The 16,744-nt window shown below is 43.8% G+C and carries 17 protein-coding genes; 9 read left to right on the forward strand and 8 right to left on the reverse strand.

What is annotated here, in order from left to right:
* Positions 1-45: 45 nt before the first annotated feature.
* Entirely contained in the window at positions 46-516 is a 471-nt protein-coding gene (locus GKR71_RS20425) for a hypothetical protein (RefSeq protein WP_036954676.1), read from the forward strand.
* Positions 517-624: 108 nt separating this feature from the next.
* Here the strand turns inward: GKR71_RS20425 and ychF are convergent, their stop codons facing one another.
* Together ychF and pth are read right to left on the reverse strand one after the other, a co-directional pair.
* A complete protein-coding gene (gene ychF, locus GKR71_RS16035) occupies positions 625-1,716 on the reverse strand; it encodes a redox-regulated ATPase YchF (protein ID WP_036954672.1) in 1,092 nt (363 codons plus the stop codon).
* 102 nt (positions 1,717-1,818) lie between these two features.
* Entirely contained in the window at positions 1,819-2,409 is a 591-nt protein-coding gene (pth, locus tag GKR71_RS16040; RefSeq protein WP_036954667.1) for an aminoacyl-tRNA hydrolase, read from the reverse strand.
* A 309-nt stretch (positions 2,410-2,718) separates the two neighbouring features.
* Here pth and GKR71_RS16045 point away from each other — a divergent pair, with 309 nt between their 5' ends.
* Positions 2,719-2,991 (forward strand): DUF2583 family protein, encoded by a 273-nt coding sequence (locus tag GKR71_RS16045; RefSeq protein WP_036954662.1) that lies wholly within the window; start codon positions 2,719-2,721, stop codon positions 2,989-2,991.
* Between the two features lie 322 nt (positions 2,992-3,313).
* Here GKR71_RS16045 and prs read toward each other — a convergent pair whose 3' ends face one another.
* The 3 genes from prs to lolB form a co-directional block, all read right to left on the reverse strand.
* Positions 3,314-4,261 carry a ribose-phosphate diphosphokinase gene (gene prs / locus GKR71_RS16050; RefSeq protein ID WP_006661866.1) on the reverse strand — a complete coding sequence of 316 codons (948 nt, stop codon included), beginning with the start codon at positions 4,259-4,261 and terminating at the stop codon, positions 3,314-3,316.
* A 67-nt stretch (positions 4,262-4,328) separates the two neighbouring features.
* On the reverse strand, positions 4,329-5,204 hold the full coding sequence (ispE, locus tag GKR71_RS16055; RefSeq protein ID WP_036954657.1) for a 4-(cytidine 5'-diphospho)-2-C-methyl-D-erythritol kinase: 876 nt from the start codon (positions 5,202-5,204) through the stop codon (positions 4,329-4,331).
* Positions 5,201-5,845 carry a lipoprotein insertase outer membrane protein LolB gene (gene lolB, locus GKR71_RS16060; protein ID WP_187129832.1) on the reverse strand — a complete coding sequence of 215 codons (645 nt, stop codon included), beginning with the start codon at positions 5,843-5,845 and terminating at the stop codon, positions 5,201-5,203. Before lolB ends, ispE begins: the two co-directional genes overlap by 4 nt.
* A gap of 357 nt (positions 5,846-6,202) precedes the next feature.
* Between lolB and hemA the strand changes: the two genes are divergently transcribed.
* The 7 genes from hemA (at position 6,203) to GKR71_RS16095 (ending at position 12,884) form a co-directional block, all read left to right on the forward strand.
* Complete coding sequence (gene hemA, locus GKR71_RS16065) at positions 6,203-7,465, forward strand: glutamyl-tRNA reductase (protein ID WP_036954652.1); 1,263 nt, start codon at positions 6,203-6,205, stop codon at positions 7,463-7,465.
* A gap of 31 nt (positions 7,466-7,496) precedes the next feature.
* The gene (gene prfA / locus GKR71_RS16070; protein WP_036954647.1) at positions 7,497-8,579 is read left to right on the forward strand and encodes a peptide chain release factor 1; all 1,083 of its coding nucleotides are present in this window, start codon (positions 7,497-7,499) and stop codon (positions 8,577-8,579) included.
* Positions 8,579-9,412 carry a peptide chain release factor N(5)-glutamine methyltransferase gene (gene prmC / locus GKR71_RS16075; RefSeq protein ID WP_036954644.1) on the forward strand — a complete coding sequence of 278 codons (834 nt, stop codon included), beginning with the start codon at positions 8,579-8,581 and terminating at the stop codon, positions 9,410-9,412. The genes prfA and prmC overlap by 1 nt, the downstream gene beginning before the upstream one ends.
* A 24-nt stretch (positions 9,413-9,436) precedes the next feature.
* Positions 9,437-10,246, forward strand: coding sequence for a transglutaminase family protein (locus GKR71_RS16080; protein WP_036954641.1), 810 nt, complete (start codon positions 9,437-9,439; stop codon positions 10,244-10,246).
* 43 nt (positions 10,247-10,289) lie between these two features.
* Positions 10,290-11,144 carry a 3-deoxy-8-phosphooctulonate synthase gene (gene kdsA, locus GKR71_RS16085; RefSeq protein WP_036954638.1) on the forward strand — a complete coding sequence of 285 codons (855 nt, stop codon included), beginning with the start codon at positions 10,290-10,292 and terminating at the stop codon, positions 11,142-11,144.
* Between the two features lie 12 nt (positions 11,145-11,156).
* Complete coding sequence (locus GKR71_RS16090) at positions 11,157-12,059, forward strand: TIGR01212 family radical SAM protein (RefSeq protein WP_154609958.1); 903 nt, start codon at positions 11,157-11,159, stop codon at positions 12,057-12,059.
* A gap of 72 nt (positions 12,060-12,131) precedes the next feature.
* Entirely contained in the window at positions 12,132-12,884 is a 753-nt protein-coding gene (locus tag GKR71_RS16095) for a tetratricopeptide repeat protein (protein ID WP_154634548.1), read from the forward strand.
* A 95-nt stretch (positions 12,885-12,979) separates the two neighbouring features.
* On the opposite strand, the gene dauA is transcribed toward GKR71_RS16095, so the two are convergent.
* From dauA to GKR71_RS16110, 3 genes are all read right to left on the reverse strand, one after another.
* Positions 12,980-14,695 carry a C4-dicarboxylic acid transporter DauA gene (dauA, locus tag GKR71_RS16100; protein ID WP_108478208.1) on the reverse strand — a complete coding sequence of 572 codons (1,716 nt, stop codon included), beginning with the start codon at positions 14,693-14,695 and terminating at the stop codon, positions 12,980-12,982.
* Between the two features lie 280 nt (positions 14,696-14,975).
* Positions 14,976-15,389 carry a hypothetical protein gene (locus tag GKR71_RS16105; RefSeq protein WP_036954619.1) on the reverse strand — a complete coding sequence of 138 codons (414 nt, stop codon included), beginning with the start codon at positions 15,387-15,389 and terminating at the stop codon, positions 14,976-14,978.
* A complete protein-coding gene (locus GKR71_RS16110) occupies positions 15,386-16,726 on the reverse strand; it encodes a phosphatase PAP2/dual specificity phosphatase family protein (RefSeq protein WP_154634549.1) in 1,341 nt (446 codons plus the stop codon). The genes GKR71_RS16105 and GKR71_RS16110 overlap by 4 nt, the downstream gene beginning before the upstream one ends.
* Positions 16,727-16,744: the final 18 nt, after the last annotated feature.

The following is a 16,744-nucleotide window of genomic DNA, read 5'->3' on the forward strand; positions in this document are numbered from 1 at the left end:
ATAGTGGGAAATGTATGGCTATTTTAAAACATGGAAGGATTCATAATGCGTTCTAAACTCATTCATCAATGGAAGTTCAAAAGGAGAGCTAGGCTCTCTTTCTTAGGCGCAGAGATCCTTTGGTCGGTAGTTTTAGGCATCATTCAGGCATTAGTCTATCAATGGTATTTGAGCGCTCATCCAGAGGATGCAAGTTTAGTTTTTCAAAGTAATTTTTATCATCAATTCTCTTTTAGCCAGTTTGGGTTGATGGAAGTTCTGTTTGCGATTATCCAAATCTATATATTTACGCTGCTTCTTACACAACGAGTTAGGGATATGGGTATTAAATATCCATTTATAATTTCGCTTGTTTTTACATCAGCATCATTGTTTTTAGCACCATTAAGTATGTTTAACTCATCGACCTTTTCAGTTGTATTTATGTTTATTTTGTTGATTGGGGCATTGATTGCTTTATTTGCACCATCAGCGCCGGAAACAAATGTGAATATAAAAAATGATGTGGTGAATTGAAAGATAGGGGGAGATAATTGATGTGGGCTGAAATGTAGATTAGATAAACAGCATAACGATCTTATGCTGTTTATCTTAGATAATACTTTTTACGATGAAAGTATTGGCTTACACATTAAACAAGAAGTTCAACACATCGCCATCTTTAACGATGTAATCTTTACCTTCTGCACGCATTTTACCGGCTTCTTTCGCACCTTGTTCACCACGGAATTTGATGAAATCTTCGAATGCGATAGTTTGTGCGCGGATAAAGCCTTTTTCGAAGTCAGTATGGATTTTACCCGCCGCTTGTGGAGCTGTGGCACCAACAGGGATAGTCCATGCACGCACTTCTTTCACGCCAGCGGTGAAGTAAGTTTGCAGGTTTAATAATTCGTAACCTGCACGAATCACACGGTTAAGACCTGGCTCTTCAATGCCTAAATCAGCCATAAACTCATCGCGCTCTTCATCGTCTAGCTCGGCGATATCAGATTCGATAGCGGCGCAAACAGGCACAACTACAGAACCTTCGGCTTTAGCGATTTCGTAGACTTTGTCTAAGTATGGGTTATTTTCAAAACCATCTTCATTGACGTTAGCAATGTACATGGTTGGCTTCAGGGTCAAGAAGCTTAAATAACGGATTGCGGCTTTATCTTCAGCGGTTAAATCTAATGAACGCAGCATGCCAGCTTGTTCTAAGTGTGGCAGGCATTTTTCTAGAGCTTCTAATTCCGCTTTTGCGTCTTTATCGCCGCCTTTTGCGCGTTTTTGTACGCGGTGAATAGCACGCTCACAAGTATCTAAGTCAGACAGCGCTAATTCAGTGTTGATCACTTCGATATCGGCTGCTGGGTCAACTTGGCCAGCAACGTGGATGATATTGTCATTTTCGAAACAACGAACGACGTGACCAATCGCTTCCGTTTCACGGATGTTAGTCAGGAATTGGTTACCAAGACCTTCACCTTTCGATGCGCCTTTTACCAGACCCGCGATATCAACGAATTCCATCGTGGTTGGCAGGATGCGCTGAGGCTTCACAATTTCAGCTAATTGATCAAGACGTGGGTCTGGCATTGGCACAACACCCGTGTTTGGTTCAATTGTACAGAAAGGGAAGTTGGCTGCTTCGATGCCGGCTTTGGTCAATGCATTAAACAGAGTGGATTTACCCACGTTAGGCAGACCAACGATACCGCATTTAAAACCCATATGTTTCTCACCTTAATAGCGGGGGCAGGCGAGTGCTGCCCCTAATGTTTAGAAAATTGGCGCTGATTATACACAAAAACTCGTGTTTGATGAAATCAACTCTTAGGCTGTGGCTTTAAAACCATGTAAGCGATTGATAGCTTTGTCCATTCCGTCGGATAACAGGATGTCCGTGCAGCGCACAGATTCATCAATTGCATCATCAATAAGCTTCTGTTCTGACAGCGGAGGCTTGCCTAAAACGAACCCAACAACTTTGTTTTTATCGCCTGGATGCCCAATACCAATGCGTAAGCGGTAAAAGTTCGGGTTATTGGCAAATTTACTTTGAATATCTTTTAAGCCGTTATGTCCGCCGTTACTGCCACCGAGTTTCATTTTGGCAACGCCCGGTGGTAAATCGAGTTCATCATGGGCGACTAAAATTTCATCTGGATTAATGCGATAAAAATTGGCCACTGCTGCGACGGATTTACCGCTCAAGTTCATAAAGGTGGTTGGAACCAGCAAGCGAATATCATTGCCATTAAGATTGATGCGAGCCGTATAACCAAAAAATTTAGGCTCTTCCTTTAACGATTGGTTATGGCGTTGTGCCAGTAAATCAACATACCACGCACCAGCGTTATGGCGGGTTTGCGCATATTCAGCGCCCGGATTGGCTAATCCAACAATTAATTTTATTTTACTCACGGGGACTTTTTCACTGTCAATGTATAGAAATTGGCGACTAGTTTACCTCGTGTCGGGGTGGATGTACAAAATTGTCATTGATAAGGTTGTGCTAGTGATAATTAGTTTGTGAATTATTCGTCAATACCATCATCAGTTGTTAAATTGATTAAAAGCACTTTTTGAGTAGATATCCTTAAACTCTTCTATACATGTGAAGCTTATCGCAAATAATTTTACTTAAAGAGCTATACTCTTTACATAAATATAAAGTTTTATCGAACTTTTCTTTAATGCTTGCGTATCAGTTTACTGATATTGGAGGTAGATATGAAACGGAAAATGGTTACTCTCATTGGTAATGGCTTGATGGGTTTGGGTATGGTGGTGATGGGGGGAAGCATCGGTTTAAACCTGTTTTCTCATATTGTTGATTTAGGGTTGTCCGATGACATCATCAATGGCTCACTGTTCGGGATCTTTATCGGTGCATTGGTTTGGTTAGTGGGCGCAAGAATGGGCGGTAAAGAGAAAGTGGAAGACCGTTACTGTTTGCTGAAACGCCAATTTCATTCCCGTAACGATAACCACCGTTACCCATAGTGAGTTGGGCTGAAGCTCATCAATGGATATCCTCAATGAACAAAAATGTGTCATTGAAAAATAGGTAAAATCTAAATAAGAGTGAAATTCGATATCAATGATTTCACTCTTATTTTTTGTCTAAAGCCACGATAAATGAAACCGTTCAAAAAAATAAAGCCCCTACGGTTGATGAACAACAGTAGGGGCGCTACTTATAAATTTTTGTATCGTGACCACAATGAATGTGGTGCGATAAAGCACATTTCTCGCCTCAATAATTTAATGAAAAACTACTGAAACCAGCATGTTAAAACGGGGTCATTAAGACCCCGCTTTAGAATTAGTGCTCGAACATCGCAGAAATTGACTCTTCATTGCTGATACGGCGAATAGCTTCGGCCAGCATGCCTGAAAGGGTCAGGGTGCGAACTTTGTTCAGCGCCTTGATTTCAGGAGAAAGAGGAATTGTGTCACAAACAATGACTTCATCAATTACAGAGTTTTTGATGTTGTCTACAGCATTACCTGAGAAGATTGGGTGAGTTGCATAAGCGAATACACGCTTAGCACCACGTTCTTTCAGCGCTTCAGCTGCTTTACACAGTGTGCCACCAGTATCAATCATATCGTCAACTAAGATACAGTCACGACCAGAAACGTCACCGATGATATGCATCACTTGAGAAACGTTTGCGCGTGGGCGACGTTTGTCAATGATTGCCATATCAGTATCGTTCAGTAATTTCGCGATTGCTCTAGCACGAACGACGCCGCCGATGTCTGGAGAAACAACGATTGGGTTTTCTAAATCTTTCTGCAGCATATCTTCCAGAAGGATTGGGCTACCAAATACGTTATCTACAGGAACATCAAAGAAGCCCTGGATCTGCTCTGCGTGTAAGTCAACAGTAAGAACACGGTCAACACCCACACTTGACAGAAAATCGGCAACAACTTTAGCGGTGATTGGTACACGGGCAGAACGTACGCGACGATCCTGTCTTGCATAACCGAAGTAAGGGATAACAGCGGTAATACGACCAGCAGATGCACGGCGCAGGGCATCGACCATAACAACGAGTTCCATCAGGTTGTCATTGGTTGGTGCGCAAGTTGACTGGATGATAAAAATATCACCACCGCGAACATTTTCATTAATTTGAACACTGACTTCGCCGTCGCTAAAACGACCAACAGCCGCGTCTCCAAGATTAGTGTAAAGGCGGTTAGCAACACGTTGTGCTAGTTCCGGTGTAGCGTTACCAGCAAAAAGCTTCATATCGGGCACGAGAAAAACCTCAGGCTTGCGTCCAGAGAGATATTGTTGACCAACAGCAATGATGGATAAGTCATCACTATCGGTGCAATACACGGGTTATCCCAGCGCGGAATTTGTGCACAGGAGAAACATTCGCTCCTTGAGCGACGAATCCTTGCACCCACGATGGGGATTTATTTAACACCTTCAGGGCATCCGCTTGGGTTTCAAATTCAGAAAACACACAAGCGCCTGTTCCTGTTAGGCGAGACGGAGCATATTCTAACAGCCAAGAAACGAGCTGTTCAACCTCACGAAAACGTTTTCTTGCGATCGGTTCACAGTCATTTGCATACGGAGCCAGTAATAATGCGGCTAAAGAGCGTTTTGGAGAATTTCTATTTAATTCTGGATCTGTGAAGATCATCGGGGTTGAGATTTCAATTCCGGGGTGTGCGACTAAATACCAACGCTCTTTTGGTTCTGCGGGTGTTAAAATTTCGCCAATGCCTTCAGCAAAGGCGGCATGACCGCGAACAAAAACGGGAACATCAGCACCAAGGTGTTTACCTAATTCGGCTAAAACCTCATCAGAAACGTGAGTTCCCCAATGCTCATTAAGCGCAATCAGCGTTGTCGCGGCATTTGACGATCCGCCACCAATACCACCGCCCATCGGCAGCACTTTGTTGATGTGAATATCTGCACCTAACGCCCCTTGATGATTGAGGGTTTCGCGACAATAGGTTTGCAAGCTTTTTGCTGCACGAATAATTAAGTTTTTTTCGGTATCCACACCCGGCATCGGGGTGAGCAAATTAATCTGATCATCCGAACGAGTGCTAAAGGTGATTTCATCACCATAATCTAAAAATTGAAACAGAGTCTGTAGCTCATGATAACCATCAGCTCGCTGCCCAGTAATGTATAAAAAAAGATTCAATTTTGCCGGTGATGGCCACGTTAACGTCATTTTTTCAGTGTCCAACTATCCATTTTTAATTTGATGATTTTATCCCCTTGCTTCAACTCCATGTGGTTCGGCAGCATCGGCGAGGTTTTGGTATCGTAAGAGAGATAATCCAATTTCCATGTTTCGCCATTGATTTTAAACGTCACGGATTTGAGCAGGTGGTTGCTATCGAGAGTATATTCAGTGGCACGCCCTGGAGAACCGACCAACCAAGCGGTGAGATCATCAATGGGGATATCCATACCAGTTAACTGATAAATTAATTCACTTGGCACATCACTCATGTGAGTTTGCCCATCTTTCGTGGTTAATTTGGTTAAATCAGGTTCCACACTAAGTTCCAGTTCACGCGTACCTAATGGGTTAGTCAGCAATAAACGGTATTTTTCGGGGGTATATTGCTGCCAGAAAAACTTCGCGTAAGTTTTGGTTTCTGTTCCGGTACCTTGACCGCCAATGTACACAAAGGAGCCGCGAGTTTGGTAATCACGCAGTTCAACCACTTGTGATTGGTGGGCTTTCCACTGCGCATCCGTTGAAGATGAAGTGCCTTTCGTAGTGTCTTGAGATGTGGTCACACAGGCAGTCAGCAGCAGGCAGGAAAGGGGCATTAATCGCCAAAAGTTTCTGGCTGGGCGCATAAACGACAGAGCTGAAGAAAGTTGCATATCGGTTCTCAAAAGGTAATTTTCAGGAATATTGCGCTAATCTGCAGTGGTTATCAATGAAAACATACTAAAAAATAGGGAATTTGCTTTCTGTGCCAAATAGCGGCATCCTTGATGCATCTTATTGATATTGATATCAGACAGTCCGATAATCAACGTAAATTTTGGTGTGCATCATCTTTCTGATTGTTGATGATAGGCTACCCGTAGAAACAGACGCGTTAATCATCTACAATATACGAATATAAATCGCAGTAATGAGCTAGGTCACTAGTATCATGCTGACAAATAAATTAGCAATGTGAGCAATGTGAGTAAGTCGTAAGCACAATGACCCTATTAGCCTTAGGCATTAATCATAAAACAGCACCAGTGGCTTTGCGTGAGCAAGTCGCTTTTGGTCCTGAAAAAATCGACCACGCACTTGAGGAGTTACTGAAACAGCCTCAAGTGAGTGGCGGCGTTGTGCTGTCTACCTGTAACCGAACTGAACTGTATCTTAGCCTTGAATCCCAAGAAAAAGCGCAGGAGCAGTTAACTAAATGGTTATGTGATTTTCATGGGATCACAGCCAAAGATCTACAACCTAGCCTTTATTGGCACCAAGATGCGCGCGCAGTTAGCCATCTTATGCGTGTGGCAAGTGGGCTAGATTCGTTGGTTCTTGGTGAGCCTCAAATTCTCGGTCAAGTGAAAAAGGCGTTTGCGCTTTCGCAAGATAATCATTCTCTATCTAGCGAATTAGAGCGCTTATTCCAAAAATCGTTTTCCGTGGCTAAACGTGTACGAACTGAAACTGATATCGGTGCGAATGCGGTCTCTGTCGCTTTTGCGGCTTGTACACTGGCGAGACAGATTTTCGAATCACTCAAACATTTGAATATTTTGTTAGTCGGTGCAGGGGAAACCATCGAATTAGTCGCTCGTCATTTGCGTGAGCATGGCGTGCAAAAAATGATGATAGCTAACCGAACGCTAGAACGTGCAGAACTTCTAGCCAAAGAAGTGAACGCGCAAGTTATCTCATTAGCCGATATCGATAATCGTTTAGCTGAAGCGGATATTGTGATTAGTTCAACGGCTAGCCCGCTGCCAATTATTGGTAAAGGGATGGTCGAGCGTGCGATGAAAGCACGCCGTAGTAAACCTATGTTATTGATTGATATCGCAGTTCCTCGTGATATCGAGCAGGATGTAGAAAAACTTAGAGATGTTTATCTCTACACTGTTGATGATCTGGAATCCATCATTGCCCAAAACTTGGCGCAACGTAAAGCCGCCGCGGTTGAAGCGGAATTTATTGTTGAGCAAGAAAGCGGTCATTTTATGGATTGGTTGCGCTCACAAGCCGGAGTCTCTACAATTCGCGAATACAGAGAGCAGGCGGAAGCAATTCGGGCAAGTATGACCGAAAAAGCACTTGCAGCCATTGCCCAAGGTGCCAACCCTGAGCAAGTGATTATGCAGCTATCACAACAGTTAACCAACCGCCTGATCCACGCTCCGACTAAATCTTTGCAGCAAGCTGCGGGAAATGGGGATGTTGAGCGTCTAAATCTACTTAGGGACAGCTTAGGGCTGGACCATCAATAACCACTTTTTAATCATAGGTCTGATATAACGAATGAAGCCTTCTATTGTCGCAAAACTAGAAGCATTACAAGAACGCTACGAAGAAATTGAAGCGCACCTTGCTGATGCGGGTGTGATTGCTGATCAAGACCGTTTTCGTGCTTTATCAAAAGAATATGCTCAGTTAACGGATGTCGCGAAGTGTTTTACTGCGTGGCGCACCGTTCAGGATGATATCGAAACAGCACAAATGCTGTTAGATGACCCTGAAATGAAAGAGATGGCTCAAGAAGAGTTAAAAGAAGCCAAAGAGCGCAATGAAGAGCTAGAGCAACAATTGCAATTGTTGTTACTTCCAAAAGATCCTGATGATGAATATAACTGCTTTGTGGAAATCCGCGCGGGCGCGGGTGGCGATGAAGCGGCAATTTTTGCGGGTGATTTATTCCGTATGTACAGCCGTTATGCGGAAAGTAACCGCTGGCGCGTTGAACTGATGAGCACCAGTGATGGTGAGCACGGTGGATACAAAGAAGTTATCGCAAAAATTTCGGGTGATAGCGTATATGGTCGCTTGAAGTTTGAATCCGGTGGTCACCGCGTACAACGTGTTCCTGAGACGGAATCACAAGGCCGTATTCATACCTCCGCATGTACTATTGCTATTTTACCTGAACTGCCAGAAGCGGAATTACCGGAAATTAGCCCAGCGGACTTACGTATTGATACATTCCGTTCATCGGGCGCGGGTGGTCAGCACGTTAACACCACCGATTCGGCAATTCGTATTACCCACTTACCAACGGGGATTGTGGTTGAATGTCAGGATGAACGTTCACAACACAAAAACAAAGCGAAAGCGATGTCTGTGTTGGGTGCACGTATTCGCCAAGCTGAAATGGATAAACGCCATGCAGCGGAAGCCTCTGAACGCCGTAACTTATTAGGTTCCGGTGACCGTTCTGACCGTATTCGTACTTATAATTTTCCACAAGGTCGAGTCACTGATCACCGTATCAACCTCACGCTGTACCGTTTGGATGAAGTGATGGAAGGAAAACTGGATGCATTAATTCAGCCTATCATCAACGAATATCAAGCTGATCAGCTTTCTGCTTTATCTGAGCAGGACTAATGCGTTATAGCGAATGGTTACAGCAGGCAGTCGTCAGACTGTCTGCCAGTGATAGCGCTAAACGAGATGCGCAGATCCTGTTGCAGCATACGACAGGGCGCAGTCGTACTTACATCCTCGCTTTCGATGAAACCGAACTAACTCCCCACGAACAGCAACAATTAGAAGCGCTATTAGCCCGTCGTGAACAAGGAGAGCCGATTGCCTACATTGTGGGTGAACGCGAGTTCTGGTCACTGCCGCTATATGTATCCCCCGCAACCTTGATCCCGCGTCCAGATACCGAATGCCTTGTTGAGCAAGCGTTAGCACGCCTTCCTCAAGACGCGTGTCGTATTTTGGATCTTGGCACAGGAACGGGGGCTATTGGGTTAGCCTTGGCGTCAGAGTTACCCAATAGTCGCGTAACGGGCGTGGATTTTAACCCCGATGCGGTGGCGTTAGCGCAACGAAATCAACAACGTTTAGCCATTACAAATATTCAGTTCTCACAAAGTGATTGGTTTACTTCACTACCAAATGAACTATTTGATATGATTGTGAGTAATCCACCTTATATTGATGAGAGTGATATTCACTTGAGTCAAGGTGATGTGCGTTTTGAACCATCAACGGCGTTGATTGCTGATGAGGATGGTTTTTCAGATTTAGCACACATTATTGCCACATCAAAACAATACCTAAAACAACAAGGGTGGCTGCTGCTTGAGCATGGTTGGCAGCAAGGTTTAACAGTGCGAGAGCTGTTTAATGAAAATGGGTACACCAATGTCGAGACCTGTCTGGATTATGGTGGTAAAGAGCGAATTTCCCTTGGCCAATGGAATGGTTAAGCGGGCAATTGCAGTGGAATTGTAATGAAAACAATAGCAAATATTGAGTTTAATCAGCTACCGTTAAGTGAAGGCATTATGATGGTTTCTAACATCATTCGCGCCGATTTTCCCTTTATGCAGGTACAAACGCAATTAGATGATTTAGTCACTAAAGCGCGTGCAGCGATAGATTTGACGGCGGATAACCAGTCAAAGATAGAACAGCTGATTGCACTGTTTTATAGTGAGTGGAAATTTGGTGCGGCGCACGGTGTTTACGCGCTATCTGATATGCTGTGGCTGGATAAGGTTTTAGCCTCTAAGCAAGGTACTCCAGTCTCTCTTGGCTCAATTTTCTTATTTATTGCTGAACAGCTCGATTTAGAGATTGAAGCTGCAATTTTCCCGACTCAATTACTTTTTGTCTCGACAAAACGAGATGGTTCTCAGTGGTTTATTAACCCTGTTAGCGGTGAAACCTTATCACAACATACATTAACTATGTGGTTAAAAGGAACCGTTGATCCATACTCCGAATTTATCTTTGATGAATTGGACGTGGCTGAACATAGCGTTATTGTTCGCAAAATTTTCGACACGCTAAAAGCGGCGCTGATGGAAGAGAAAAAAATGGAGATGGCATTAAAAGTCTGTGAGACATTGCTGATCCTCGATCCTGAAGACCCTTATGAAATCCGCGACCGAGGGCTTATCCTCGCGCATTTAGATTGTAACCATGTGGCGCTGAGTGACCTTAACTATTTTGTTGAGCATTGCCCAGAAGACCCTGTGTCGGAAATGATTAAAATTCAAATTTATTCGCTGGATAACCTTCCAGTTGTACTGCATTGATTAACGTATAGACAGTTTTTGTCTTCCTATAAAGGGTAAGAGTATGCAACAGAAAGTAGTCAGTATCGGTGATATTAAGGTCGCAAACGATCTGCCATTTGTTCTGTTTGGTGGCATGAACGTACTTGAATCTCGCGATATGGCGATGAAAGTGTGTGAGCATTATGTCACTGTGACACAAAAATTAGGCATTCCGTATGTATTTAAAGCCTCTTTTGATAAAGCTAACCGATCATCTATTCACTCTTATCGTGGACCGGGCTTGGAAGAAGGGCTGAAAATCTTCCAAGAAATCAAACAGACTTTTGGTGTGAAAATCATTACCGATGTTCATACTCCAGAGCAAGCTCAGCCAGCTGCTGAAGTGGTGGATGTTATCCAACTGCCAGCATTCTTAGCGCGTCAAACTGACTTAGTTGCGGCAATGGCGAAAACTGATGCGGTTATTAACATCAAAAAACCTCAGTTCATCAGCCCGGGACAAATCGGCAACATCGTTGAGAAATTTATCGAAGGTGGTAACGATAAAATTATCCTGTGTGACCGCGGTGCAAACTTTGGCTATGACAACCTAGTGGTTGATATGCTTGGTTTTAATGTCATGATGCAAGCCTCTAACGGCTGCCCAGTTATTTTTGACGTAACACACTCACTGCAATGCCGTGACCCATTTGGCGCTGCATCAGGTGGTCGTCGTGGACAAGTTGCTGAACTGGCAAGAGCGGGAATGGCGGTAGGGTTAGCAGGTCTGTTCCTTGAAGCTCACCCAGATCCAGATAACGCACGTTGTGATGGTCCTTCTGCATTACCATTAAATAAATTAGAGCCATTCTTACAACAAGTTAAAGCCATTGACGAAGTTGTAAAAAGCTTCCCTGCGTTGGACACCAACAGCTAATTATCGCTTCAAATGCAATTAAATGATGTTGTTTCCATGTTCGGCGCTGATCTCCAGCGCCGATATGGTGAAAAAATTCATAAAGTCACCTTACATGGTGGCTTTAGCTGCCCAAACCGTGATGGCACGTTGGGGCGAGGTGGCTGCACCTTTTGTAATGTGTCATCCTTCAGTGATGAAAAACAGTCTGAACAACCCATTACCCTTCAAATCCAGCAACAAATTTCCCGAATCTCTCGAGCCAATCGCTATTTGGCGTATTTCCAAGCCTATACCAGTACATACGACGAAGTATATCGTTTAAAACAGCTGTATGAAGAAGCGCTGCAACAGGCCGATATGGTTGGCTTATGCGTAGGCACTCGCCCTGATTGTGTGCCTGACGCGGTGTTATCTTTACTGGCGGATTATCGCCAGCAAGGTTATGAGATTTGGCTAGAACTTGGCTTACAAACTGCTCACGACAAAACATTGCACCGTATTAATCGCGGTCATGATTTTGCTGCCTATCAAGCGACCACCCAAAAAGCCCGTGCGCTGGGAATCAAGGTTTGTACTCATTTGATTTGCGGCCTGCCAAATGAAAATGCGGCAATGAATATGCAGACGTTAGAGGCGGTTTTGGCGTGTGGTACAGACGGTATAAAATTGCATCCACTGCATATTGTTGAGGGCAGCATTATGGCAAAAAGTTGGCGAGTGGGTCGCATAGACACCCTATCTTTAGAAGAATATACCGCAACTGCGGGGGAGATGATCCGCCATACGCCAACGGATATTCTGTACCATCGTATCAGTGCCAGTGCGAGAAAACCGACTCTATTAGCCCCACAATGGTGTGAAAATCGTTGGGTAGGCATGAACAGTTTGTACCAGTATTTGCTCGCTAATGGTGGGCAAGGCTCTGCGTTATAGCGTTTCAAGAACCGTTTTAAAAATATCATTTATTCATACGAATTCACTTTTATAAATAATAATAAGGCATCTATGTACCCAATCCTCTCTGTTATTAAAAATACCAGCCGCCAATTTTGCTTAGGTGCGGTGGGTTTAATGTTCTCACTACATTCAATGGCGCAATACGATATTACGCCTGAAGATAAGAAAATATTTGAACAGACCAAAACAGCGGCTCAAAACAATGACGCTAAAGCGCAATATGAATTAGCTGGAATGTATTTGTCGGGAATTGGTGTATTACAAAACCAAAACAATGCCAAGTTATGGGCAGAAAAATCAGCACAAGCAGGCAATGCAGATGCGTATTCATTATTGGCGGATATTACGTTAATTAGTGGGGATAGAACGTTTATTGAGGAATTTGTCAAAGCCCGTGAATATGCGACTAAAGCCGTTGCTGGTGGGAGTATTCGAGGGAAGATAAGTTTAGCAGAAACGTTGATTACACCTGAGTCAGGTGATGTTGATTACCCGCGCGCCATTACGCTACTTGAGGAAGTCAGTGCGTTAAATGATAAAGATTATTTTAATGCGCCTTTATGGTTAGGCATCATTTATTATGATGGTAATGGGGTGCCACAAGATGAGAAAAAAGCCTTGGAATGGTTTGCGAAAGCCGATGCATTAACCTTCGCTGGCTTTGCAGAAGGTATGGCTTCATTTCAATTTAATGATGGTAACAATGGTGCAGTCAGAGATGACGAGCAGAAAGCAACAAAACTCCGTGCGATGGCTTGTGAATTAGGTAAAACCGAAGGTAATGAAATGTACTGCTACTGATTTTTAGCGTACATGATGGAATTAAAAATGCCGCCCTTGTTAAGTCAGTGCGGCATTTTTATTGTCAGCGTTAAGTTAATAACACGGTAGCACTGTTATGACTGAAGCTGCTTTTTATTTTCCTGGATCTGATGAACTTCTTCTAATGCACTTTTCAGTGAATTTTGGAAGCTCAGCACGCCATCAATCGGGCGAACATTGGCACGCGCTAATGTTTTCAGTGGTTGGAATGGAATATCGCACACAATAATGTGGGTGTCTTTACGAACGATATCAATAAATTTATGGAAAGCTTCTAGCCCCCCTGCATCAAATACAGGTACGGCATCCCACTGCATCACAATTGTTTCATAACCGTGACTTTTTATCCGTAGTTCATCAAAAATACGCTCTGCGGCAGCAAAGAATAGAGGACCATTCACTCGCACAACCAGCAGGCTTTTATCTTCTTGAGTCTCTGGTAGTTGGGTTACTCGTGTCATATTGGCAATTCGGCGCATAAACAGCAGTGATGCGATAACAATTCCGACAGTGATAGCAATAACCATGTCAAATAGGACAGTCAATGACATACACAGCAGTAAAACAATAATGTCATCTTTTGGCGCGCGGCGGATCAACGTAAACACTTTGCCAGCGGCACTCATATTCCACGCCACAATTAGTAGCAGTGAGGACATAGCAGCGAGCGGTAAATAGGAGAGCAATGGTGCAAGAATAAGCAAGGTCAGCAATACTAAAATAGAGTGCACAATAGCCGATATAGGGGATGTTGCACCAGCGCGGACGTTTGCAGCCGAACGGGCAATCGCCGCGGTTGCGGTGATCCCTCCAAAGAATGGGGCGGCAATATTCCCTAATCCCTGACCAATAAGCTCACTATTGGAATGGTGTTTTTTCCCCGTCATGTTGTCGAGCACGACGGCACACAATAGGGATTCAATTGCACCAAGAACAGCCATTGACAAAGCGGCAGGCATCAATGCGGTGATCATCGACCAACTGATGGGCGCACTACCCGGTAACTCCCAAGGCAACATAAACTGCGGCAGAATAGGCGGAATACCGTTACCTTGAGTTCCATCCGGTAATAAATAGCTAAATTTAGAACCGATAGTTTCTACCTGAATATCAAACAGGGTTAGCACCCACATGATCAGGGTGCCGACAATAATTGCAGGCAAGTGTCCCGGTAGGCGAACTTTGAGTTTAGGCCAGAAAACCAGCACTAATAAAGTCGCAAGCCCAATCAAGGTGTCACTGTATTGTAGGGTTGGAAATGCTTTAGACAGCGCAATCACTTTATCGACATAGTTTTCAGGAACATGCTCCATGTGCAGACCAAAAAAATCTTTGATTTGCATGGTCGCAATCGTAATCGCAATCCCCGACGTGAAGCCAAGCGTGACGGATACAGGAATATATTCGATAAATTTACCGAAGCGAGCAAAACCCATCGCCAGCAAGATAATCCCTGACATCAATGTCGCGACTAATAAGCCACTAAGCCCGTATTGTTGGGATACGGGGTATAAGATAACCACAAAGGCCGCAGTTGGACCAGAAACGCTGTAACGGGAACCACCCGAAATTGCAATGACAATCCCCGCAATGGCAGCGGTGTAAAGACCATATTGAGGTGGAACACCACTGGCTATAGCGAGTGCCATAGCCAGTGGAATTGCAATAATCCCAACGGTAATACCCGCAATTAAATCCTTCATAAATCGGGCTGCGGTGTATTTCTCTTTCCAACAGGAATCAATCAATGCGCTAAAAGGACGCAATCTATTAATATTTTTTGTACTCATTAAAACCCTACCAAAATAACAGGGTGAAAAATAAACGAAATGAAGGTATGAGGATACGCCTAACTGAATCAAAAAAATGTGTTATTTATCAATGAAACTACAATTATCATAACGTTTTCAGTATCAAAAGTAAAAAAGCGTTATTTACTCCGTTAAATATCATTAAACGTATTTAAAATAATTATTAACTATCGATTTGCTATTTTAAACAGCAATTTAAAAGGTGTGATAATTAATTAATAGTCAATTTACCGTTTATTTAAATACCACCCAAAACAAACTAAAAAATAAGCGAAAATAATAACCATCCCCACAAGAGAACCACGCAATAACTGGTACGCTGAAATAATTTGCGAGTGCCTTCCCAGCGACTTTCCATGCTTCGGTTTTCCCTATTTGGGTTTCTAGAGGATTGAGGAAATAAGAGTCCGAGAGCATTATCAAAGGCTTGGGTATCACCCTGGCGATAAATTAGCCTGAAGAAATGATGGTCAAGCCATAGGCGGAAAATGAAGTATTGGCTGGCAAAAAATAGCCCGACACTCACCGCGAGGCTAAAATGTGAGATTGAATCATGAAGCAGTAAAGCGAATTGACCCAATAACGCGAGGATGGCACCTACGGCAAAATAGCGCCAACTTGCGGTGAATACCACAATCACATCTCCACGGTTTTTATCCATCAATGAACTCATTGCTGTGTTCTCCGTATATGAAATTGCTGATACCAGTGATGTAACTGTTCAACAGTCGCTGAATTTAAAATCACCTGAGGGCGAACTTGTTCCACATGAGCGATTGCCTCATCGATATTTTCCGCCATATTTTGATGTACCATCCAAGCCACTACAACCGTCGCACTACGGGAATAGCCTAACTTACAGTGAACATACACCGAACCACTTTGGGCGAGTCTATCCATGGTCATAACGGCTTTCTCAATATCCTCGGGGCTTAGAGGTAACAAATCAATCTGTGGCTGACTACAATAATTTTTACCTTGGCTGTAGTTATTGCGAGGCCACTCGCAAGTCATATCGAGAACGGCTTGAGTTTGCAGTGGATATAACGGGCGTCCTCCCAAAACTATTTTTTCGTTCACAATACTAGGTTGCTGGCAGCGCTTGGCATAGTAATGATAGGTACCCCAAGCGATCAGGCGATAAGGAAGTAAAACTAATGTGGCAGAAGGAGAAACCTGCCCAGAGGCTGTTTTCTGGAATATCGAAGCACCAGCACCTAAATAGCCTAGTGTGACGAAAGTTAAGGCGATTGCAGGCCATAGGAGCCACCATGTTGCACCTTGCACGAGAAAGGCGAGAGCATAGCAGGCGATAGCGCCGACTCCATAGTTTGTTGCTATTTTCAGGCTACGAGGGCTACCGGTATAGCGCCATTGCCAGCGAGTGTTAATGGGTAACAAGTAGCTGATGATGACACCAACGGCGAAGCCGGTGATCACATCGATAAAATGATGCTGCCATGTGGTGAGAACGGAGAACAAAATAAGGAATGACCAACTGTGCAGTAACCAGCGCCATTGAGTTGGAGTATGTGCTCGGAAGCGTAACCATAGTAACCACAGTAAAATAATATGCAGTGAAGGGGCTTGGTTATAAGGTAAGTCAAACAGCTCTAAGCTATCGAACATCCAGCCGAATGCCCCATTGGTTTCAGGGCGAGGAAAGCTGAACTTAAGTGGAAAAAGTAAAAAGCCGGCACAGGCGATGAGGGAGGCTGCAACTAAACGCAAACCATGGATGCATTGCTCACGGCGGGTAACACAGACAAACAAGGAAAGCCCATAGAACAGGTCGATGCTCCAATAGGGGATAATGGTCCATGGCAAAAATGGAATGTGTGTTTCCCATCCGTATACATAAGAAGGCACATTAGGCAGTGTCGCGGTGTAATTATTGACTTGCCCATAGGTTAAAAAGAAAAAAGGGGCTAAAAATAGCAACCAAACTAACCCATAGAGCCAAATCTGGCGTCGTGATGTCGGGCGCGTATCTTGGGCTAAATGGAGCATGGGTTCGGTTCCTATCCT

Source organism: Providencia sp. wls1922 (assembly GCF_009706505.1).
In the GTDB taxonomy this organism is placed as follows: domain Bacteria; phylum Pseudomonadota; class Gammaproteobacteria; order Enterobacterales; family Enterobacteriaceae; genus Providencia; species Providencia lanzhouensis.

Bases quoted from the DNA above. Each gene is read 5' to 3' on its own strand.
- GKR71_RS20425 (WP_036954676.1), top strand. From the start codon at position 46: ATGCGTTCTAAACTCATTCATCAATGGAAGTTCAAAAGGAGAGCTAGG.
- ychF (WP_036954672.1), bottom strand. From the start codon at position 1,716: ATGGGTTTTAAATGCGGTATCGTTGGTCTGCCTAACGTGGGTAAATCC.
- GKR71_RS16045 (WP_036954662.1), top strand. From the start codon at position 2,719: ATGAAACGGAAAATGGTTACTCTCATTGGTAATGGCTTGATGGGTTTG.
- ispE (WP_036954657.1), bottom strand. From the start codon at position 5,204: ATGACGTTAACGTGGCCATCACCGGCAAAATTGAATCTTTTTTTATAC.
- lolB (WP_187129832.1), bottom strand. From the start codon at position 5,845: ATGCGCCCAGCCAGAAACTTTTGGCGATTAATGCCCCTTTCCTGCCTG.
- hemA (WP_036954652.1), top strand. From the start codon at position 6,203: ATGACCCTATTAGCCTTAGGCATTAATCATAAAACAGCACCAGTGGCT.
- prfA (WP_036954647.1), top strand. From the start codon at position 7,497: ATGAAGCCTTCTATTGTCGCAAAACTAGAAGCATTACAAGAACGCTAC.
- prmC (WP_036954644.1), top strand. From the start codon at position 8,579: ATGCGTTATAGCGAATGGTTACAGCAGGCAGTCGTCAGACTGTCTGCC.
- GKR71_RS16080 (WP_036954641.1), top strand. From the start codon at position 9,437: ATGAAAACAATAGCAAATATTGAGTTTAATCAGCTACCGTTAAGTGAA.
- kdsA (WP_036954638.1), top strand. From the start codon at position 10,290: ATGCAACAGAAAGTAGTCAGTATCGGTGATATTAAGGTCGCAAACGAT.
- GKR71_RS16090 (WP_154609958.1), top strand. From the start codon at position 11,157: ATGCAATTAAATGATGTTGTTTCCATGTTCGGCGCTGATCTCCAGCGC.
- GKR71_RS16095 (WP_154634548.1), top strand. From the start codon at position 12,132: ATGTACCCAATCCTCTCTGTTATTAAAAATACCAGCCGCCAATTTTGC.
- dauA (WP_108478208.1), bottom strand. From the start codon at position 14,695: ATGAGTACAAAAAATATTAATAGATTGCGTCCTTTTAGCGCATTGATT.
- GKR71_RS16105 (WP_036954619.1), bottom strand. From the start codon at position 15,389: ATGAGTTCATTGATGGATAAAAACCGTGGAGATGTGATTGTGGTATTC.
- GKR71_RS16110 (WP_154634549.1), bottom strand. From the start codon at position 16,726: ATGCTCCATTTAGCCCAAGATACGCGCCCGACATCACGACGCCAGATT.